The 20,408-nt window shown below is 40.8% G+C and carries 21 protein-coding genes; 18 read left to right on the top strand and 3 right to left on the bottom strand.

The features are described 5' to 3' along the window. Positions 1-96 precede the first annotated feature (96 nt). Positions 97-969, bottom strand: coding sequence for a YitT family protein (locus tag BMZ58_RS11505; RefSeq protein ID WP_075036704.1), 873 nt, complete (start codon positions 967-969; stop codon positions 97-99). Positions 970-1,291: 322 nt separating this feature from the next. Between BMZ58_RS11505 and BMZ58_RS11500 the strand changes: the two genes are divergently transcribed. The 16 genes from BMZ58_RS11500 (at position 1,292) to nth (ending at position 15,837) form a co-directional block, all read left to right on the top strand. Then, a complete protein-coding gene (locus BMZ58_RS11500; protein ID WP_075036703.1) occupies positions 1,292-1,633 on the top strand; it encodes a nucleotide pyrophosphohydrolase in 342 nt (113 codons plus the stop codon). Further along, complete coding sequence (gene dapB, locus BMZ58_RS11495) at positions 1,626-2,426, top strand: 4-hydroxy-tetrahydrodipicolinate reductase (RefSeq protein ID WP_075036702.1); 801 nt, start codon at positions 1,626-1,628, stop codon at positions 2,424-2,426. Before BMZ58_RS11500 ends, dapB begins: the two co-directional genes overlap by 8 nt. Positions 2,427-2,442: 16 nt before the next feature. Beyond that, positions 2,443-2,856: a methylglyoxal synthase gene (mgsA, locus tag BMZ58_RS11490; RefSeq protein WP_083412706.1), complete on the top strand. Its 414-nt coding sequence runs from the start codon at positions 2,443-2,445 to the stop codon at positions 2,854-2,856. 6 nt (positions 2,857-2,862) lie between these two features. Next, positions 2,863-3,993 carry an N-acetyl-alpha-D-glucosaminyl L-malate synthase BshA gene (gene bshA / locus BMZ58_RS11485; protein ID WP_075036701.1) on the top strand — a complete coding sequence of 377 codons (1,131 nt, stop codon included), beginning with the start codon at positions 2,863-2,865 and terminating at the stop codon, positions 3,991-3,993. Then, the gene (locus BMZ58_RS11480) at positions 3,983-5,182 is read left to right on the top strand and encodes a CCA tRNA nucleotidyltransferase (RefSeq protein ID WP_075036700.1); all 1,200 of its coding nucleotides are present in this window, start codon (positions 3,983-3,985) and stop codon (positions 5,180-5,182) included. Before bshA ends, BMZ58_RS11480 begins: the two co-directional genes overlap by 11 nt. Beyond that, entirely contained in the window at positions 5,146-6,150 is a 1,005-nt protein-coding gene (locus BMZ58_RS11475) for a biotin--[acetyl-CoA-carboxylase] ligase (protein WP_341864786.1), read from the top strand. The genes BMZ58_RS11480 and BMZ58_RS11475 overlap by 37 nt, the downstream gene beginning before the upstream one ends. Further along, on the top strand, positions 6,143-6,964 hold the full coding sequence (panB, locus tag BMZ58_RS11470) for a 3-methyl-2-oxobutanoate hydroxymethyltransferase (protein WP_075036699.1): 822 nt from the start codon (positions 6,143-6,145) through the stop codon (positions 6,962-6,964). The genes BMZ58_RS11475 and panB overlap by 8 nt, the downstream gene beginning before the upstream one ends. An 11-nt stretch (positions 6,965-6,975) precedes the next feature. Further along, positions 6,976-7,842 (top strand): pantoate--beta-alanine ligase, encoded by an 867-nt coding sequence (gene panC / locus BMZ58_RS11465; protein ID WP_075036698.1) that lies wholly within the window; start codon positions 6,976-6,978, stop codon positions 7,840-7,842. A 19-nt stretch (positions 7,843-7,861) separates the two neighbouring features. Then, positions 7,862-8,251, top strand: coding sequence for an aspartate 1-decarboxylase (gene panD, locus BMZ58_RS11460; protein ID WP_075036697.1), 390 nt, complete (start codon positions 7,862-7,864; stop codon positions 8,249-8,251). Between the two features lie 83 nt (positions 8,252-8,334). Continuing rightward, the gene (gene dinG, locus BMZ58_RS11455) at positions 8,335-11,136 is read left to right on the top strand and encodes an ATP-dependent DNA helicase DinG (protein ID WP_075036696.1); all 2,802 of its coding nucleotides are present in this window, start codon (positions 8,335-8,337) and stop codon (positions 11,134-11,136) included. Between the two features lie 67 nt (positions 11,137-11,203). Continuing rightward, positions 11,204-11,374, top strand: a complete 171-nt coding sequence (locus BMZ58_RS11450) for a YpmA family protein (protein WP_075036695.1) — start codon at positions 11,204-11,206, stop codon at positions 11,372-11,374. Further along, positions 11,337-11,864, top strand: a complete 528-nt coding sequence (locus BMZ58_RS11445) for a cell wall elongation regulator TseB-like domain-containing protein (RefSeq protein ID WP_139207334.1) — start codon at positions 11,337-11,339, stop codon at positions 11,862-11,864. Before BMZ58_RS11450 ends, BMZ58_RS11445 begins: the two co-directional genes overlap by 38 nt. A gap of 25 nt (positions 11,865-11,889) precedes the next feature. Further along, the gene (locus BMZ58_RS11440) at positions 11,890-13,074 is read left to right on the top strand and encodes a pyridoxal phosphate-dependent aminotransferase (protein WP_075036693.1); all 1,185 of its coding nucleotides are present in this window, start codon (positions 11,890-11,892) and stop codon (positions 13,072-13,074) included. A 20-nt stretch (positions 13,075-13,094) separates the two neighbouring features. Next, the gene (gene asnS / locus BMZ58_RS11435; RefSeq protein ID WP_075036692.1) at positions 13,095-14,387 is read left to right on the top strand and encodes an asparagine--tRNA ligase; all 1,293 of its coding nucleotides are present in this window, start codon (positions 13,095-13,097) and stop codon (positions 14,385-14,387) included. A gap of 95 nt (positions 14,388-14,482) precedes the next feature. Continuing rightward, complete coding sequence (locus tag BMZ58_RS11430) at positions 14,483-15,178, top strand: DnaD domain-containing protein (protein ID WP_075036691.1); 696 nt, start codon at positions 14,483-14,485, stop codon at positions 15,176-15,178. 8 nt (positions 15,179-15,186) lie between these two features. Next, positions 15,187-15,837 (top strand): endonuclease III, encoded by a 651-nt coding sequence (nth, locus tag BMZ58_RS11425; protein WP_075036690.1) that lies wholly within the window; start codon positions 15,187-15,189, stop codon positions 15,835-15,837. A gap of 34 nt (positions 15,838-15,871) precedes the next feature. Here the strand turns inward: nth and BMZ58_RS11420 are convergent, their stop codons facing one another. Continuing rightward, entirely contained in the window at positions 15,872-18,553 is a 2,682-nt protein-coding gene (locus tag BMZ58_RS11420) for a penicillin-binding protein 1A (RefSeq protein WP_075036689.1), read from the bottom strand. Between the two features lie 16 nt (positions 18,554-18,569). Further along, positions 18,570-19,160, bottom strand: coding sequence for a Holliday junction resolvase RecU (gene recU, locus BMZ58_RS11415; protein ID WP_075036688.1), 591 nt, complete (start codon positions 19,158-19,160; stop codon positions 18,570-18,572). A 550-nt stretch (positions 19,161-19,710) separates the two neighbouring features. On the opposite strand from recU, the gene BMZ58_RS11410 reads away from it, so the two are divergent. Then, complete coding sequence (locus BMZ58_RS11410; protein WP_075036687.1) at positions 19,711-19,974, top strand: hypothetical protein; 264 nt, start codon at positions 19,711-19,713, stop codon at positions 19,972-19,974. A gap of 53 nt (positions 19,975-20,027) precedes the next feature. Beyond that, positions 20,028-20,399, top strand: a complete 372-nt coding sequence (locus tag BMZ58_RS11405) for a YppE family protein (RefSeq protein ID WP_075036686.1) — start codon at positions 20,028-20,030, stop codon at positions 20,397-20,399. The last annotated feature ends 9 nt before the right edge of the window (positions 20,400-20,408 follow it).

Here is a 20,408-nt window from a genome sequence, read left to right as displayed (position 1 = left end):
AAAAATCCGATCCTGATTAAAGGATCGGATTTTTTCTAGTTTTATTGTAAAAAACTGGTTATATTGGATTTTGTTCATTTCTCGCATCTATTTCGTTTATTGGATAGGGTTTTTATTTTCGTCGAGAGTGAATCCTTCTCCCATAACATCATGAACATGACTGACTGCTACGAATGCGTGTGGATCAATATGATCAATGATCGATTTAAGTCTGACGATCTCGTTTTTTCCTATGACACAGTAAAGGACATCTCGTTTTGCGCCAGAAAAAGATCCGCGTCCATCAAGAATAGTTACTCCACGGTCCATTTCTTCCATTACCCGTTGCGATATTTCTTCACTTTTCTCTGAAATGATTGTTGTGCCACGGGCAGCGTAGGCCCCTTCCTGAATGAAATCTATCACTCTTGCCCCTATGAATACAGCGACGAGTGTGTACATTCCCCTAGTGTAGTCTAAATAGGTGATGATGGATATGAAAATAACAAAAGCATCGAACACAAACATGGCTCTTCCCATGCTCCAACCGATGTATTTGTTGATAAGTCGGGCGATGATGTCTACCCCTCCAGTAGTCCCCCCATAGCGGAAGATGATCCCTAGACCTACGCCAATAAATACACCAGCAAACAAGGCAGCTAAAGTTAAATCTTCGGCTAAGTCAAATTCGATCATATATCTTTGGGAAATAGCAATGAAAACAGATACGGCCACTATCCCAATAAGGGAATAAAAGAAAGTTGTCCGTCCTAATACTCGCCATCCTATAATGAGAACAGGAATATTGAGTACGATATTCATAATAGCAGGATCCCATTGGAACAAATATAGAAGCAATAAAGTAATGCCAGTAAACCCACCTTCACCTAGCTCATTTTGAATATTGAAATGAATGAGCCCAAAAGAAAAAATGGCAGAACCGATCAAAATCCAGAAAATATTTTTAATTCTTAAACCGTAATATTCCATTATGTCACCTCCGTATGTAATGGACACGATTTCTATTATAGAGAATGCTGCACATGCCGGCAACAATGAATACACCAGCTTGAAGTTCCCTTAAAAAACTCCTTCAACTTGAAGACCTGATTCCAAGGTATGGATAAGTCGATAAGGGGGACGGAAAATGACTTTCTTTCCTTGCCCTATTCCAACCTGAAAAAGTCATCCAATTCCCTAATATAATGGTTGTTTCAATAAGGGAGTTGACAGTTTAAGATTAAAGATTTGTCAAATGGACATGTTTTGGCTAACATTTAGAGAGAGTACATATACGAAACGAGGGTTTGACATGAACTATACGACTGAGGAGATTCAAAAGAGGGTCGATGATTACATATCACAATTCAAAGAAGGTTACTTTTCCCCACTTAGTCTTCAGGCGAGACTGACAGAAGAAGTCGGAGAGATGGCAAGAGAAATTAACCACCGATATGGAGAAAAACCTAAAAAGAATACAGAACAAGATAAAGCACTCCAAGAAGAACTTGGAGATGTTCTATTTGTTCTCACTTGTTTCGCTAATTCCTTGGACATGGATTTGTCTGATGCTTTCGAGCAATCCATGAACAAGATAGAAACGCGGGATAAAAATCGATGGACACGAAAAAACGGAGGTAATAATGATGAATAATATAAAAGTAATTGTAGCTGGCCCGCGTGGTAAAATGGGTAAAGAGGCACTGAACATGATTCAGAAACAATCAACACTTTCACTAGTTGCTTGTATTGATAGAAAAAATGAAGGACTGAAGGTTAAAGATATAGAAGGGCTTCCGAATTTTGATGCGATGATTTACACAGATGCTGCTCATTGTCTAAGTGAGGTAGAGGCTGATGTGCTGATTGATCTAACGACACCAGAAAACGGTTATAAACATACAAAATTAGCACTGGAACATAGTGTGCGACCAGTGGTAGGTACTACTGGTTTTACTGCAGAACAATTGAGTGAATTGACTACACTTGCAGAAGAAAAAAGGTTAGGTGCGGTAATCGCCCCTAATTTTGCAATAGGTGCTGTACTAATGATGCAATTTTCAAAGTGGGCAGCCAAACATTTTCCTGAAGTGGAAATCATAGAAAAACACCATGACCAAAAGTTAGATGCCCCTTCTGGAACAGCGGTAAAAACTGCGGAGCTGATTAAAGAAGTACGAGAGAGCCACAAACAAGGCCATGAAGATGAGGCAGAAACATTACAGGGGGCAAGAGGCGCCGATGTGGAAGGAATGAGAATTCATAGTATGCGTCTCCCTGGTCTTGTTGCACACCAGGAAGTGGTTTTTGGAGGTCTTGGCGAAACGCTCACAGTAAAACATGATTCAATTCACCGTGAATCATTTATGAGTGGAGTGAAACTTGCAGCGGAACGTGTTATGGATCTTGATGTGCTTGTTTATGGTCTTGAACACTTACTTGATTAAAAAGGAGAGCTTTAAGATGAATATAGCTTTGATTGCACACGATAAAAAGAAAGATGATATCATCCGATTTTCCCAAAAGTATCATTCCGTACTTTCCAAACATGAATTATTTGCCACAGGAACAACGGGTATGCGAATTGCCGATGAGGCAGATTTAAAAGTGACACGCTTTCAGTCCGGTCCATTAGGCGGGGATCAGCAAATCGGCTCTAAAATTGCAAATGAGGAAATGCATATGGTCGTTTTTTTCCGTGATCCATTAACAGCCCAACCTCACGAGCCTGACATCAGTGCATTACTTAGGCTCTGCGATGTGCATCAGATACCAGTTGCGACGAACCTTGCTATGGCAGAAATCATGATTCAAGCACTGGATCATAAGGATTTTGAATGGAAAAACATCATTGAGAAGAACAGAAAGCAGGAGTGAGTAGATATGGCTAAAATAGGTATCACCTGTTACCCCACGGTAGGAGGCTCAGGTGTTATTGCGACAGAGCTTGGTAAATTACTAGCTGAGAAAGGACATGAGATTCACTTTGTTGCTTCTCAAGTACCTTTCCGGCTAAATAGAGTCTATCCTAATATTTACTATCATGAGGTGGAAGTTAGTAATTACCCAGTTTTTCAACACCCCCCGTATGATTTGGCGCTCGCTGCTAAAATGGCTGATGTCATTAACCGTGAAGAACTCGACATTCTCCATGTCCATTACGCGATGCCACATGCGATTTGTGCTATTTTAGCCAAACAGATGTGCAATAGGGATGTTAAAATAGTTACAACTCTTCACGGTACGGATATTACAGTGTTAGGTATTGATTCAAGTCTTACACAAATGATCAAGTTCGGTATTGAACAGTCTGACCGTGTTACCGCTGTTTCTCATAGTCTCGTTCAGCAGACAAAGGAAATGCTACATACAGAACGGGAGATAGATGTCATCTATAACTTCGTTGATGAGAGAGAATATTACCGGAAGCCTGAATTACATTTAAAAGAAGATTATGGGATAAAAGAAGACGAATCTGTCCTTATCCATATCTCAAATTTCCGTCGTGTAAAAAGAGTAACAGATGTCATCCGTACCTTTGCTAACGTAAGGGATAAGATGCCTGCGAAACTACTACTTGTCGGTGATGGGCCCGAGTATTCTGTCTGTCATCAACTTGTGAGTGACATGGACCTTGAAGATGATGTGCTTTTTCTAGGAAAACAAGAAAATGTGAGCGAATTGTTATCTATCTCAGATCTAAAGCTTTTACTTTCCGAAAAAGAAAGCTTTGGTCTTGTTCTGTTAGAAGCTATGGCTTGCGGGGTACCCTGTATCGGCACGAATATAGGGGGTATTCCTGAAGTGATAGATCATGGAGATACAGGATATATCGCGGAACTTGGGAATATTGAGCAAATGTCTTATTTTGCCCTCAAAATATTAGAGGATATTCAATTACACCAAAATATGTCCATTAAAGCTAAAGAGGTAGTGAATGACAAATTCGCTACAGAGACAATCCTGAGACAATACGAAAATTTGTATGAACAGGTATTGAACAATGAAGCATAAGATTTTTTCTGGTGCTTTCGACGTGATAGATAAAATTGAAGAAGCCGGGGGAGAAGCTTATATCGTTGGAGGCTCTGTTCGGGATTATTTGAGTAATAGGACAGTAGGCGATATCGATATTGCTACCTCAGAACCTCCCCAGCGTATACAGGAAATCTTTGAGAAGGTAATACCTGTCGGGATTGAGCACGGAACGGTCATAGTGAGACATCGTTCTTGTTCTTATGAAGTTACCACCTACCGTACCGAAGAAGGGTATGAAGATTTTCGACGTCCGGATCACGTTACCTTCGTCCGTGATATCAAACTTGACTTGGCTAGAAGGGACTTTACAATGAACGCTATTGCGATGGATCGTCATGGGAACCTTGTAGATCCATTTCACGGCCGGGAAGCGATAGAGAAGAAGAAAGTCATAGCGGTAGGCAATCCAGTAGGAAGGTTTCGGGAAGATCCGTTGCGGATGATGCGGGCAATTCGCTTTGCTAGCCAGCTTTCTTTTGATATAGAAGGTAAGACAAGAGATGCATTATTAAAAGAATCCGAATTATTAGCACACATATCGATCGAGAGAATTGCTATTGAAATGGAAAAACTTTATGCCGGTGTCGATTACAAGTTTGGGATTAAGCTTTTAGAGGAAACAGGGCTGCGCCATCAACTGCCTATTCTGTGGGGAAGTAATATTACAAAAGACATTCCAGGATTCCCGCTATCTCATTGGCATGAAATCATTCCATACTATTTGATTCAACGGCCGTCTCTCTCTATCCAGGCGTTCATTAAATCATGGAAGCTTTCAAATGCAACAAGGCGAAAAGCAGAACACTTGGTCAAAGCGCTCCGAATGTATGATGAGAATCAAAGTGTGACACCATGGCTTGTATATCAACTTCCTGAAGAGTTGTATGAATCTTTTGTTAATATCCTTTTCGCTATAGGGTGGGACGATGATAAGTTAACCAATCGTTTATATACGATCAAACGGTCACTCCCCATCCAGGCGCCTCAGGATTTGGCTTTTCAAGCAAAAGATTTAATTTCTATTTTCAGTAAGCGTAAAAAAGGTCCATGGATCTCGGAGGTTATGAAGGAGATAGAATTTTACGTGGTCAGCGGGAAAGTAACTAATGATTATGAGAAAATAAAGGAATGGGTGATAAAATGGAATCCACCCGCAAGCAGTTAATTGAAATTCTGAATAAACAAGAGGGACATATATCTGGTCAGGAATTGTCAGATAAAATGGGGATATCAAGAACGGCTGTATGGAAGCATATGAATGAGCTTAAAAAAGATGGTTATGAAATTGAAGCCGTACAACGGAAAGGCTATAAGATACTGTCTTCCCCTGATAAAATTAGTGAAAACACTTTAAGATGGGGACTTGACACCAAATGGTTGGGACATAATCTTTATCATTTTGGACAAGTGGAGTCCACACAGGAAATTGTTCATGAAATGGCCAAGCAAGGAAAACCTCACGGAACAGTAGTCATAGCGGACGAGCAAGTGAAAGGGAAAGGAAGGATGGCTCGTACTTGGAACTCTCCTAAAGGAAAAGGAATTTGGATGAGTGTACTACTACGGCCGAATTTGCCACCTATGCAAGCCCCGCAGCTCACTTTGCTCGCTGCCACCGTGCTAGCAAAAGTGATTGCGGACAACTCGGATCTTAACCCTCAGATCAAATGGCCGAATGATTTGCTTGTTAATCATAAGAAGGTATCAGGGATTTTGACAGAAATGCAGGCGGAACAAGATTCAATCCAGTATATCGTACTTGGTATGGGGATTAATGTTAATCAAGATAAATCGGACATACCGGAAGATATACTTTATAAAGCTTCGTCTCTAAAAATAGAATCAGCAGAAGAATGGAGTATTCAACATACGATCCAGGAAATTCTAAGACGATTTGAAGATAGTTATGAACGATACGAACGTTTAGGGTTTGGCGCTATTAAGAAGGACTGGGAACATTTCGGTTATCGTATAGGGGAAGAGGTAACAATCTCTACAATGAGAAAAACATGGGAGGCCATCCTTGTTGGTATAGAGCCGGATGGTGCATTGCGGGCCAGATCAAAAGATGGGGAAGAAGAAAAGTTATATTCAGCTGAAATTCATTGGGGAGAGGGAGGTTATCATGCGTAATAAAAGTCAATTTCTGCGGATGAAGCAGGAAAAAGAAAAAATCGCTATGATCACCAGTTATGATTACCCTTCTGCAAAAATGGCAGAGGCGGCGAATGTGGATATGATTTTAATCGGAGACAGTCTTGGCATGACAGTGTTAGGATATGACTCCACGATCCCAGTCACTATTGATGATATGATCCACCATGGGAAAGCTGTAACCCGCGGAGCCCCAGATACTTTTAAAGTGATTGATATGCCATTCATGTCCTACCATATTTCAATGGAGGACACATTACAAAACGCTCGAAAAATGTATCAGGAAACAGGTGCACAGGCATTAAAGCTGGAAGGCAGTGGGGAAGTAACGAAGGCAATGGAAAGTTTAGTTGAAGCTGGTATCCCTGTAGTAGGTCATATTGGTCTGACTCCACAGTCTGTTAATGTTCTAGGAGGGTATAAAGTTCAGGGGAAAGATCGTGTCACTGCTGAACGACTTTTAGAAGAAGCGATAGAAATAGAAGCAGCAGGGGCGATGGCTATCGTCCTGGAGTGTGTGCCGCGTCAATTAGGGGAAATGATTACTTCCCGACTTTCTATTCCTACCATTGGAATTGGCGCAGGAAAAGAATGTGATGGTCAGGTTCTCGTTTATCATGATATTCTTCAATATGGGGTAGACGGTGTACCGAAATTCGTGAAAACTTACACAGATAGTAATCATATTTTAGGCGAAGCTGTTCAATCTTATGTCAATGAAGTTAAGAACAGGACTTTTCCTGAAGAAAAACATACGTTTACAATGGATGTTAACATGCTTCCAGGTGAGTAAGGGGTATAAGAATGAGAGTATCAAAGGAAATACATGAGGTACAAAAAGTGGTGAAAGATTGGACAAAAAAAGGAAAGTCCATAGGTTTTGTCCCAACAATGGGGTTTCTTCATGAAGGCCATATACGTCTCATCCAGGAAGCCCGGAAAGAAAATGACAAGGTTATTTTAAGTATTTTCATTAATCCCCTTCAATTCGGGGTAGGGGAAGATTTAGATACATATCCAAGAGATGCGGACCACGATAGGAATATCGCGGAAGAGCAGGGAGTTGATCTTGTCTTTCTTCCTGAAAATGCGACAATGTATCCTTCTCCATTAACGGTAGAAATGAGTGTTACAAAACGCACGGAAGCCCTTTGTGGTAAAAGTCGTCCGGGGCATTTTGACGGAGTCGTCACTGTTTTGACGAAGCTTTTTAATATAACACAACCGGACAACACGTATTTCGGAATGAAAGATGCGCAACAAGTTGCTGTAGTGGATGCGTTAATCAATGATCACAATATTCCTGTGAAATTAGTTGCCGTACCAACAGTAAGGGAAGAGGATGGCCTGGCTAAAAGTAGCCGAAACATCCATTTAACTGAAAAGGAAAGAAAAGAGGCGCCAGCTATCCAGGAATCTCTTCAAATTGGTAGACAGATTGTCCAGGAAGGACAAAAAGATCCTTCGGAAGTGATTCAAGCTACACAGAAGTTTCTTGAACAGCGAACTCATGGTAAAATAGATTATATTGAGTTATTATCCTATCCTGAGTTAGAATCTATAGAGGAAATCAATCGACCTGTCATTTTAGCTGTAGCTGTATTCTATGAAAAAGTGAGATTAATTGATAACGTCATTTTTTATGAAGATGGCGAAGATTATACAGGTTGAACGGCAAGGGGGAGCAGGAATGTTTCGGACTATGATGAAAGCGAAAATACATCGTGCCCACGTTACAGAAGCTAATTTGAATTATGTCGGTAGTGTAACAATCGACCAGAATTTGCTGGACCAAGTAGGGATTCTGCCTCATGAAAAGGTGCAAATAGTAAATAATAATAATGGAGAACGACTTGAAACATATGTGATAGCAGGGGAAAGAGGAAGTGGTGTCCTATGCTTGAATGGTGCAGCCGCTAGACTTGTACAGCCAGGGGATATAGTGATCATTGTTTCCTATGCGATGTTGAGTGAGGAAGAGCTTGCCGGTTTCCGACCTAAAATCGCTTTGATGGATAATCAAAACAAGGTGGTAGAAATCATTGAAGAAGAACCGCCATTGACAGCATTGCCTTTATGAAGAAAGACTAGCGAATCATGAAAGGATCTATGCCATTATGAATCGGCTGGGTCCTTCCTTTTTGTGGTGAAAGTAGGGATAACATGACGAGATTTGCAATTGTAGACTTAGAAACAACAGGAAACGCAGCTGTAAAGGGCGATCGGATTATTGAAATTGGTATCGTTGTAATGGCGGAAAGTGGAGAAGTTATCGAAAAGTTTTCTTCCCTTGTTTATCCAGAAAGGGATATTCCTCCGTTCATCCGATCTCTGACTGGAATTGAAGAAGAAGATGTACTTGAAGCTCCTCTTTTTTCTGAAATAGTCGAGGATATTTATCCTCTTTTTCAACATGCCTATATCGTTGCGCATAATATAGAATTCGATCTCGGCTTCTTGAACGACGAACTTAGAAGGTGCGGTTATCAGCCACTACATAACCCGGTCATTGATACGGTTGAATTCGCCAGGATCCTTTTACCTACTTCCCCTACATTTAAATTGGGACAGCTAGCAGAACGATTGGATATGGGACATGATCACCCCCACCGGGCTTTGTCAGATGCACAAGTGACTGCCGATTTATTATTCTTTTTACTCAAAGAGCTCCAAAGTCTGCCTGAACGAACGTTGACTCAACTTCTGAAAATAGAAAATAAGTTGAAGAGTGACTTTAGAGAATTTTTTCAGAAGTATATTAATGAGAAACGCTATGGGAAAAACGGGGAAGAGAACATAGTGATTAAGCATGGATTAGCAGTACGCAAGCCGTTTCGTGAGCAAACGAAAAAGCAGATCGAGTTACCTTTGTTCCAAGAATGGAAAAAACAAGTCTATGAAGGGGAGAACGGTCTGAAAAGTGTTGTTGCCAATTTTGAAAAGCGGCATGGTCAACAGAAGATGTCAGAGGAAGTACACCGGGCATTCCTTGAAAATAAACACGCAGTAATAGAGGCTGGTGCTGGTACTGGAAAATCAGTAGCCTACCTTCTTTCTGCTGTTTATCAGGCTATGAATACCGGGGAACGTGTCGTAATAACAACACACACAACCAGCCTGCAAAAACAATTGTTGGAAGAAGAGATCCATAAAGTGGAGCGGATGTTCCCACGTCCGATCAGAGCCGTTTTATATAAAGGGAAAAGTCATTATATCAGTCTTAGTCATTTTTATTACGAATTAGAGCGCTCCTACCAGGATAACTATGATATAGCATTGACTAAAGCGATGATTCTCGTCTGGTTGACATATACGCGCACTGGAGATGTCGATGAAATCCAACTTCCTTCTAATGGACGCCAATTCTGGCATAAAGTATCAGCAGAACAATCTAGTAAAACAGTCCAGCTAGGCTATGTGGACGATTCCTTTTTTCAATGGGCCCAAGAGAAAGCGATGCAAGCGGACCTTGTCATAACTAACCATGCCCTGTTCTGTATGGATATCATGAAGGAAGAATCCCTGTTACCGGATTATCGTCATGTCATCATTGATGAAGCACATCATTTAGAGAATGTGGCTAGCCGCTATTTTGGTGTGCGAATGGATTATCGTGAACTCCAAAGATATTTGACTCAATTTGGAGAAAGCTTCCAAAAAGGGCTATATAAAGAATGGTCCTTTCCTGATGGATTCAGTACTAATCTACTTAAAGGACAGCAGACGATTGATGAAGCGAAGGATGAATTGAGCAACTTGTCCCGGTTTATCTATCAGAATGTGAAGAAAGAAAGTCGACTAGGAAGAGGAAAAAGTGATATAGGCCGGACACAGCTTCTTTTAAAGGATGAAGAAATGCCCTCTTTCATGAGCGCAGCAAAAGAAATGTCCCATCGTTTCTTGGCTCTCATCCAGCAGTTGGTCTTTGAAATGGAAAAAGTCGAAGATCAGTTGAAAATGATTCTCACTGTAAAAGAAGATCATAATATTCCTATTTTGATAGCACGGCTGAATAATCAAATAGAACTGTGCCGTAAAATACGAGCGCAATTGATACATTATTTTGATTTTGACAGAAAAGAAGAAGTGAAATGGCTGGAAATTGAGGGAGAAGGAGCTTCCAATTCAATCTATTTATTCAGTGAGCCTTTCGATATTGCTCATCTCCTCCAACAACGTTTATTTAATGCAAAGGCAAGCGTCATTATGACGAGTGCGACATTAGCTACGAGTGGTTCCTTCAAATACATTCGGCAAACGGTCGGGCTAGAGAATGATACACGAACAGAAGAGGTATTGATTCCTTCGCCATATTCGTATGATAAACAGGTACAAGTTATGGTGCCAAATGATTTTCCGGATATAAAAAAAGACCAGGAAGCTTTTATTGAAGCTTTAAGTGAAGCGATTTATTCTGTTGCAGAAGTAACGAAAGGGAGGATGCTCGTATTATTCACCTCCTATGATATGTTGAAGAAGACCTATAGTCTGCTGAGAGAATTCATCGATCCTAACGAGTTTATGATTTTTGCTCAGGGCGTTTCAAGCGGTAGCCGAGATCGCTTGAAGAAAAACTTTCAAGCGTTCGATCAGGCGATACTCTTAGGGACGAGTTCGTTCTGGGAAGGGGTGGATATCCCTGGAGAAGATCTTTCTTGTCTTATGATGGTGCGGCTGCCTTTTCAGCCACCAGAACAACCTGTACAATCAATGAGAAATGAACGTATGAAAAAAGAAGGGAAAAATTCGTTTATGGATAAGTCTCTCCCTCATGCCATCATTCGTTTCAAGCAAGGATTCGGACGTTTGATCCGAAGCAATACCGATCGAGGGATTGTTTTCATATGTGATCAAAGGTTGATGGAAGCACGGTACGGGAAATATTTTCTGTCATCCTTGCCGGAGGTACCGGTCTTGTACTCATCGACCAGGCAATTGATCAATAAAATTGAGAATTGGTTGTAAGGAAAGAAAAAAGGCTGGACGTACCTGTTATAATAATAAGCGGAGTGCCGCAATTGGAGGTCTTAAAATGGAAAATAAAATAGAAACACTCTCAACGGTTAGAATACAAAAGTCTGATGACTTATATAAAATCGTTGATACATTGAACCGTACATTGAAAGAAAATAACCTTATGTTTGGATTGGCATTGGATGATGACGATGTGGAAACAGCAGTCTTCACCATATACCGTACCTAGTTGGTTGAAGTGGTGCCTTCTTATCCTTAGTGTTATTTTACTTCTTGTTTTAACCTTTGGTATATGGATGTACATCAATATCAATCAGGATCGGACGTCTGGTCATGATGAAGCCATTGATTTTGCAAAACAGCAGACAGGTCTAACAAAATTCGAATCGGTTACTACATATTACGGAGAAGGTGAGACCCAAATCGTCCAGGGGACAAACGGTAGTGGCGATGAGATAATAGTATTCATTGATTTAGAAGAAAATATTATATTGGATGAAATATCGGCCGAAAGAGTTCTTCCTTCCGACCAAATGCGTTCCCAATGGAAGGATACTTGCTCGGAATGTGAATTCAAAGATATCCAGTATGGGTACGAAGAGGATGAACCTGTCTATCAGTTGACATATATTGATAGTCAGAATAGGTACGTTTTAGATTACTTTACTTTAGAAGGTGAAGCATTCGATCAACGTTTTGCTTTCAGACAAAATGATTAAAATGATTATAAGGAGTGAGATTTTCATGCAATTAGCAGATCGAGTCCAATCTTTAACCCCATCCACTACACTAGCCATTACAGCTAAGGCCAAAGCATTGAAAGCAGAGGGACATGATGTCATCGGGCTAGGTGCAGGAGAACCTGATTTTAATACACCAAACTATATTCTGGATGCAGCTAAAAGAGCAATGGATGAAGGTCTTACAAAGTATACACCAGCTGGCGGCGTCCCAGAGTTGAAAAATAGTATCACCGCCAAACTCAAAAGGGATCAGAGTCTAACCTACACGAATGAACAAATAATCGTGACAACAGGGGCTAAGCATGCATTATTCACTTTATTCCAAGTGTTATTGAATGAAGGGGATGAAGTAATCGTCCCTGCACCATATTGGGTAAGCTACCCGGAACAAATTAAGTTGGCGGAAGGGAAGCCAGTGATTGTTTCTGCGGAAGAGTCCAATGATTTCAAAATCACACCAGAACAGTTGAAACAAGCGATTACAGCAAAAACGAAAGCTGTTATTATCAATTCACCAAGCAACCCGACAGGTATGATGTATTCGGAAGCCGAACTGAAAGCAATCGGTGAAGTATGTCTTGAGCATGATGTTCTTATTGTATCTGATGAGATTTATGAAAAGTTGGTCTATACGGAAGAAAAGCATGTGTCCATCGCTCAAATTTCTGAAGCGCTATACCATCAGACCGTTATTATTAATGGAGTTTCTAAATCCCATTCGATGACAGGATGGAGGATCGGTTTTGCTGCAGGAAACAAAACAATAATCAAAGCAATGTCAAATATGGCTTCCCACTCAACTTCCAACCCGACATCAATCGCTCAATTCGCAGCACTTGCTGCTTACACAGGCTCAGACGAAAAAGTGACAGAAATGAAAGACGCATTCAAACAGCGTTTAGAAGTTCTACACAATCTTCTTATCGAAATCCCTGGAGTGGAATGTGTAAAACCCTCTGGTGCGTTTTATTTATTCCCGAATGTGAAGAAAGCTGCAGAGTCGGGAGGATTTGAAAATGTAGATTCATGGGTGAAAGCTCTGTTGGATGAAGAAAAAGTAGCACTCGTTCCAGGTTCTGGTTTTGGTAGTCCGGATAATGTCCGATTATCCTATGCAACATCATTGGACCAATTGGAAGAAGCGGCTGAAAGAATCAAACGTTTTGTAAACAATCATCAATCATAAGTAATGTTGGAGGTTATATTGTGAAGACAACCATTTCAGAAGTAGCTAAGTACGTAGGAGAAGAAGTGACGATCGGGGCCTGGATCAGCAATAAACGTTCCAGTGGGAAGATCGCTTTTCTTCAACTGCGCGATGGCACAGGATTTATGCAGGGAATTGTAGTGAAAGCAGACATCGGTGAAGAGAAATTTCAGGAAGCAAAAGCGTTAACGCAAGAATCGTCCTTGTTCGTAACAGGAGTGATTGTAGAGGATACTCGTTCTCCACTTGGTTTTGAAATGCAAGTCAATGATTTCGAAATCATTCATGAAGCAGTTGATTATCCGATTACACCGAAAGAGCACGGGACAGAGTTTCTGATGGATCACCGGCACCTTTGGCTACGTTCGAAGCGTCAGCATGCCGTGATGAAAGTTAGAAACGAGATCATACGTGCGACTTATGAATTTTTCAACACCAACGGGTACGTCAAGATTGACCCACCGATTTTGACAGGATCTTCGGCTGAAGGTACAACTGAACTCTTCCATACGAAATACTTCGATGAAGATGCCTACCTATCTCAAAGTGGACAATTGTACATGGAAGCAGCAGCAATGGCTTTCGGAAGAGTGTTCAGTTTCGGGCCGACGTTCCGTGCGGAGAAATCTAAGACACGCCGCCACTTAATTGAATTTTGGATGATCGAGCCGGAGATGGCATTTATGGATCATAATGATAGTCTTGAAGTTCAAGAACAATATGTTTCTCATGTTGTCCAATCTGTACTGAAAAATTGCAAGATTGAGCTTGAGGCTCTTGGTCGTGACACGGATAAGTTAGAAAAAATCCAAGCGCCATTCCCTCGAATCAGTTATGATGACGCGGTTCAACTATTGAAAGATAAAGGGTTCGATGATATTGAATGGGGGGAAGACTTCGGTGCCCCACATGAAACAGCAATTGCTGAAAGTTACGACAAGCCTGTTTTCATAACAAACTATCCTGCTGATATTAAAGCCTTCTATATGAAGCCGGATCCTGAGCGTCCAGAAGTTGTCCTTTGCGCTGATTTGATCGCTCCTGAAGGATATGGAGAAATTATCGGCGGCTCTCAACGAATCGATGACCTTGAACTAATGAGACAACGTTATGAAGAACACGAACTCACTGGAGATGCTTACAAGTGGTATCTGCAGTTAAGAGAGTATGGAAGTGTACCGCATTCTGGATTCGGCTTAGGTTTAGAAAGGACCGTTGCCTGGATTGCAGGTGTCGAGCATGTTCGTGAGACAATTCCTTTCCCACGTTTATTGAATCGTCTTTACCCTTAATTGTTAATCATTTGAGGATGAAACACCGATAATTCGCCTAAGGGCGCCTATCGGTGTTTTTATCAGTCGATATCTTTTATGAAGGAGGGATTAATTTGGCTAAATATCAAAGTTTTCAAGACATCCTGGATAACCAAATGGTCGTTCCGAAACAACTTTTACTGAACTATAATAATCTGAAAATAAATGAAACAGAACTTGTCGTTCTTCTGCAAATCCATCGCTTCCGTACAGAGGGGAATGGCTTTCCGACTCCTGAAGAACTGGCTGATCATTTATCAATCTCAGCACAGGAATGTTCTCGTGTTCTGAGGAGTTTGATACAAAAACGATTGATGACCATTGAACAGGACCATAATGAAAATCGTGTACTCAATGAAAGCTATTCGTTAGAACCTTTATGGGAAAAACTTTTCACGGTCCTTTCATCAAAACCTAATAATGAAAAAAGTTTTGATGAAAATATCTTCCCATTGTTTGAACAGGAGTTTGGGCGTCCTTTATCCCCATTCGAGATTGAAACAATTAACATATGGCTGGATGAAGAAGAGCAGTCCCCGGCATTGATCAAGGCAGCTCTCAGAGAAGCGGTATTGATGAGTAAACTTAACTTTAAATACATCGATCGTATTTTACGGGAGTGGAAACGTAAAGGCGTCCGTACTGTAGAACAAGCCCGTGAACAGGGGAAACAATTCAGGCAAGGCCAACAAGCACCCCGAGTCCAGAAACAAGAAAATAAAAAGCGGGATATTTCATTATACTATAACTGGTTGGAGGAGGATTCCTAAAGGGGACTATGCTGAACAAAAAACAAATTCGATACTGTTTAGATATATTTGAAGAAATGTTTCCTGAAGCTGAATGTGAACTTACCCATCAGAACCCTTTTGAACTTCTTGTCGCAGTGGTGTTGTCCGCACAAGCTACAGACGCACTGGTGAACAAAGTGACACCTCAACTTTTTGAGAAGTATAAAACACCTGAGGATTACATCTCCGTACCCCTGGAAGAGTTACAAGAAGACATAAAACGCATTGGATTGTATCGTAATAAAGCGAAAAATATAAAAAAACTCTCCCAAACGCTTGTAGAGAAATTTGGTGGGGAAGTACCTTCCACTCAAAAGGATTTAGAAAGTCTGGCAGGAGTAGGGAGGAAAACGGCAAATGTCGTTGCTTCGGTTGCATTCGATGAACCCGCGATAGCTGTGGATACTCATGTGGAGCGTGTATCCAAGCGCCTCGGCATATGCCGATGGAAAGATTCTGTCCTAGAGGTTGAAAAAACACTCATGCGGAAGGTTCCAGTGGATGAATGGAGTGTCACTCATCATAGGATGATTTTTTTCGGGAGATATCACTGCAAAGCACAACGTCCGAATTGTGAAGAATGTCCGCTTTTAAGTTTGTGTAGAGAAGGACAAAAAAGGATGCGAAAAAATGTATAAAAAAATGACCACCTGTTAGGGTGGTCATTTTTAATTAGGCAGCATCTTGTTGGTCTTCGGAGTCTTCATCTGAGGAAGGAGGCTCTTCACCAGAACCATCCTCTTGCTCAGAATCAGAAGGATTTTCTCCTTCACCTTCTCCGTTGTTTCCGCCTTCGTTGTTTCCTTCGTCATTTCCTTCGTTTTCATTGCCATTACCATTGCCATTTCCTTCACCATTATTTCCTTGCCCATTACCATTACCATTGCCATTTCCTTCACCATTATTTCCTTGCCCATTACCATTATTGTTGTCTTGACCATTTTCATTCTCGTTGTCGTTTCCTTGATCATTTTCTTCAGAAGGATTGTCTCCTTCGTTCTCTTCATCTTCCGTTTCATCTGGTTGGTCAGGCTCAAGAGAACCAGGCGTTTGAACTTGGACAGTCGCGGGTTCGCTATTTTCTGAATTCCCGTCATCACTCATGGCTACAACAGCAAATTCGTAGCTAGCACCTGGATCAATATTTGTGATTTCGACGCTAGTTTCTTTCGTGGTCGTCAATTCTCTCATCTCGCCACCATCAATCGATGCAGCAATACGGAAAGTGACGCCTTCAGAATCTCCATAGCTCCAGTTCAGAGCGATGCTTGAAGATTCTTCATTGAATGTTCCATTCAATGAAGTGACAGGATCAAGCTGTTGATACACTTCTGAAACTTTTGATGGTTGATTGTCTACATGGAATAGCTCAGTGACTATTCGATCAGAAGGTGTATATTCACTAGGAAGTCGAGCAGGTCGTGAACCTTTTTCAACATCGACCCAAGTGACAGAGTCTGGCTTAGAGAAATCCGGGGTATCAATTCCCTCTGACAAACGAGACATTAATGGTTTATATATTTGTTTCGGAATGTCTTTGGCTGCTTGGGACAATCCATCTTCTTCCTCATATCCGGACCAAATGGAAATCGAATACTTGGTAGTATAACCATTGAACCATGAGTCAACAGCATTGCCACCACGGTTGGTCGTACCTGTTTTTCCTGCGTCATGAAGTCCCGGTACGTTAGCCGCTGTACCTGTACCTTCACTCATAGTGGTTTTCAACATGTTGGATATCATGAAGGCAGTGTAATTGTTCATCGCTGAGTTAGGCTCAGGAGTTAAGTCTACCGTACCTTCACCAGGAACTTCGACTTTTGTTACTGTATGCGGTTCATTGTAAACTCCTTCATTACCGAAAGCTGCATAGGCGGCAGCCATTTCTTTTGGATTGGTCCCCATGCCTCCTCCAATAGCGTCCGAAAGATGAAACCCATTCTCAGGTATCTTAAATCCTAATCCTGATGCAAACTCTTCCGATTTATCGACACCTACTTCTTCCATCGTTTTAATTGCTGGTATATTCAACGAACGACTTAGCGCGTATCTCGCAGAAACCCAGCCGCGGAATTTGTTGTCAAAGTTATTAGGTTGCCAGCCATTGCCTACATCAAATTCCACTTTTTCATCTTTAATTTGATGATATGTTGACATTTTATTATATTCAATCGCAGGGCCATAGGCTGTAATCGGCTTAAAGGTCGAACCAGGTTGACGGTTTATTTGTGAAGCGGTGCTTAAGTTTCCTTCTTGATAATTACGTCCACCTCCGATAGCTCGGATTGCACCTGTCTGAGTGTCGGTGACAGCTACCCCTGCCCAAAGCTCTTCATCCGGCCAGGGAATGCCGCCTTCATCACTCATGAGTTTTTCTACATATTCTTGGGCCGCTGGATCTAAAGTGGTATGAATTTTCAGTCCATCTTTGTATATATCCGCACCGTCCATTTTTTCTTTAACTTCTCGTTCCACTTCATCAATGAAAGCTTGATAAGGGGTTTCTTTTTCCGGTTGACGTTCCACCAGCATTTCTTCTATTTCTACGTTACGTGCCTCTTCTGCTTCTTCTTCCGTAATCTTGCCGTGTTGTACCATTAAGTTTAATACGATATTCATCCGTTTCTTAGCTAAATCAGGGTTTTCATAAGGCATGTAACCGCTTGGCCTCTGGGGTAAGCCTGCAAGCAAAGCAGCTTCGGGTAATGTTAGTTCATTCAAATCTTTCTTGCCGAAGTAGGTTTCCGCTGCTTCTGCTACTCCATAAGAACCGGCACCATAATAAATTTTATTCAAATACATTTCTAAGATTTTTTCCTTGGAATATTCCTGATCCAATTTGATAGCCAAGTATTGTTCTTGTACTTTACGTTTAATCGTTTTGTCCGTAGTTAAGAATGACTCTTTAACCACCTGTTGGGTAATTGTGCTGGCACCCTCTGCACCGAACCCGCCGGTGATATTGGCGATAATCGCACCACCAATTCTACGGAAATCAATACCTATATGGTCATAAAAGCGAACATCTTCCGTTGCCAAAACTGCATCTTCCAGAATAGGGGGAATATCGTTATAAGATATTTTAGTCCGTCTCTCGTCACCCGCTAGGTCGGCAACAAGATCACCGTTCTTATCATAAACTTTCGATGAAAAAGGATCGGATAATTTCGATTCATCCAGGTCCGGAGCAGCTGCTACATAATAGGCGAACAATCCTCCTACACTCAGCATAAGAATGATACCGATTGTTAACAGAGTCATAAAGACTTTTTTAAACTTTGATGTACCTTTTCCTTTTTTTGAAGCTTTCATTTGTTTCCTTCTTGCTGTGCGTGACTGGCTATCATTTGCCATTTATCTTTCCTCCATTTCAAAAATAAAGCTTATCAATGGCAGTAATATAATGGACCCTTGCCTGGTAGTGCAAAGGGATTCGCATTCCTTCCTTTTCAACATAAGTATAAGGTATAGATTTTCTCCCACCGTTCATTTGATCATCCCAATATTGAAAGAGTAGAGGGGAAGGAAGTAAAAACACTTCATCAAGGGGAGTGAATTTAATAATGAGAAAACTTATCCCCCCATGTTTGTGCACTTCTTTCATATGATCAATCTGATGTTGGTGTACATTGCTCAATGGGAAAGACGTTTTATTTTTCGTTTCTTTTGCCTCAAAATCAATATACTTACCACGATAAACTCCATTAAAGTCTGTCGTTGAAGCTTGTTTAAAATAAGCTTCTTTAATGACAGCAGCACTTCTTTTTGGGTAGTCGACGTTTACTATTTGGACAGGGGTCGGTTTCTTATGAACGACTGCAATTCCAGCCTGTAAATAGTATTCATTTGTTACATTAATATCCTCTTCTAAAGTCATTCCACGGTTACTGAAATCCGGTTTCTTTTTTCCTTTAGGAGCGAGATTCATGCTTGAGCCACGCTTCCCATTGGGATAATTCACTATCCATCCCTCCTTATAACCATGAAAGTATCATAACAAAATTTCATGTCCAAGGATATATATTGCACATTAAGAATAGACGTATGAACACCAAGAAAGTTTCATCTGTTCACAAGATTGACACAAACCTAAACTGTCCTCGACAAAATTACCCGAATTTTTTATAGTTGAAACTTATATATCTGTTCGGAAAATCTTCTGCTTTTTTGAGGATGGCGATCTGAAATTCCTGCCATTTATTGAAGGAAATATTATAAAGAATTTTAATGTAAAAAGAAGCTGTCGCTAAAAACAATAGCAACAGCTTCTCGACCACTTATGTTGAAGGACGGTTTTCACCAGATAATTTTGGATTGTCTGTTTTCGCTGGTGTCGGTTTTTTGTTTTTCTTTTCATTCTTCCTCTTAGCCATTCGGATTTCTCCTTTTTTGTCGAAGGTAAAGTCTCAATTGACTTGTTTTGTTGCTTTAGTTCTAGTCTTGTCATTAGTGAAGGAGATATGCATGGAATCGAGAAATTATAAAGCAACATAAAAAGGGGGATTAGTATCATGAAAAATAGCGTCGTCACACCGAACGAATTCGAAGAGCAGTTGTCTCAGTTGCAGGAAAAATTCTCCTTGCTTGAACGCCGCCTTACGTTGAAAGCTAATGAGGTTGTATTTACAATGACCGTCTCCCACCGTAAAGAGATCGACGAATTGAGAGATGAAGTTTTTTATCTTCGCGATGAATTAAAGAAAATGAAAAAAGAGAGGCGCCAGGATTACTTGGGTAAAGTTGCACAACAAGCGAAACGCCGCTCGGTTGGCTGATTGCTGATTTTTGTTCCCTCATGGTAAAGTGTAGTAAGAAAGGTGTGGGAACAATGTCTTTAAGAAAATATACGGAAGAGATGAAGGAACTTATTGATCGTCAACATCTCCGCTTTTTAAACACGGATGGACCTGTGGATAAAAAAAGTTATGAGTTCTTTGAAGAGGTGAAAAGAGAAACAGCTCCTATGTTTAAACTAAATAATGAATGGATGGAAGCAGCAGAAAGTTTTGTGAAGAACCGAAAAGCTAATGTTCATCCAAACCAAGTGAAGTCTACGCATGAAAATATGGAAATGATTATTCTTCACAGCTATTATTTAGATGTCCATCGGAAACGTTTCAAAGAACTGTATCAATCCTCCCATTATGTACTCGACATGATATTAAGTGATATAGAAAAAAATGAAAAAAGCTCCCAGTGAAGGGGAGCT

The sequence above is a fragment of the Halobacillus dabanensis genome (assembly GCF_900114165.1).
In the GTDB taxonomy this organism is placed as follows: Bacteria; Bacillota; Bacilli; order Bacillales; family Halobacillaceae; genus Halobacillus; species Halobacillus dabanensis.
This window is presented reverse-complemented; position numbering and strand designations above follow the sequence as displayed.

Coding starts and splice junctions, on each gene's coding strand:
- BMZ58_RS11480 (WP_075036700.1), top strand. CDS start 3,983: ATGAAGCATAAGATTTTTTCTGGTGCTTTCGACGTGATAGATAAAATT.
- panC (WP_075036698.1), top strand. CDS start 6,976: ATGAGAGTATCAAAGGAAATACATGAGGTACAAAAAGTGGTGAAAGAT.
- BMZ58_RS11420 (WP_075036689.1), bottom strand. CDS start 18,553: ATGGCAAATGATAGCCAGTCACGCACAGCAAGAAGGAAACAAATGAAA.
- nth (WP_075036690.1), top strand. CDS start 15,187: ATGCTGAACAAAAAACAAATTCGATACTGTTTAGATATATTTGAAGAA.
- BMZ58_RS11405 (WP_075036686.1), top strand. CDS start 20,028: ATGTCTTTAAGAAAATATACGGAAGAGATGAAGGAACTTATTGATCGT.
- BMZ58_RS11500 (WP_075036703.1), top strand. CDS start 1,292: ATGAACTATACGACTGAGGAGATTCAAAAGAGGGTCGATGATTACATA.
- BMZ58_RS11410 (WP_075036687.1), top strand. CDS start 19,711: ATGAAAAATAGCGTCGTCACACCGAACGAATTCGAAGAGCAGTTGTCT.
- BMZ58_RS11450 (WP_075036695.1), top strand. CDS start 11,204: ATGGAAAATAAAATAGAAACACTCTCAACGGTTAGAATACAAAAGTCT.
- mgsA (WP_083412706.1), top strand. CDS start 2,443: ATGAATATAGCTTTGATTGCACACGATAAAAAGAAAGATGATATCATC.
- BMZ58_RS11505 (WP_075036704.1), bottom strand. CDS start 969: ATGGAATATTACGGTTTAAGAATTAAAAATATTTTCTGGATTTTGATC.
- BMZ58_RS11445 (WP_139207334.1), top strand. CDS start 11,337: ATGTGGAAACAGCAGTCTTCACCATATACCGTACCTAGTTGGTTGAAG.
- dapB (WP_075036702.1), top strand. CDS start 1,626: ATGAATAATATAAAAGTAATTGTAGCTGGCCCGCGTGGTAAAATGGGT.
- panB (WP_075036699.1), top strand. CDS start 6,143: ATGCGTAATAAAAGTCAATTTCTGCGGATGAAGCAGGAAAAAGAAAAA.
- BMZ58_RS11475 (WP_341864786.1), top strand. CDS start 5,146: ATGGGTGATAAAATGGAATCCACCCGCAAGCAGTTAATTGAAATTCTG.
- BMZ58_RS11440 (WP_075036693.1), top strand. CDS start 11,890: ATGCAATTAGCAGATCGAGTCCAATCTTTAACCCCATCCACTACACTA.
- panD (WP_075036697.1), top strand. CDS start 7,862: ATGTTTCGGACTATGATGAAAGCGAAAATACATCGTGCCCACGTTACA.
- bshA (WP_075036701.1), top strand. CDS start 2,863: ATGGCTAAAATAGGTATCACCTGTTACCCCACGGTAGGAGGCTCAGGT.
- dinG (WP_075036696.1), top strand. CDS start 8,335: ATGACGAGATTTGCAATTGTAGACTTAGAAACAACAGGAAACGCAGCT.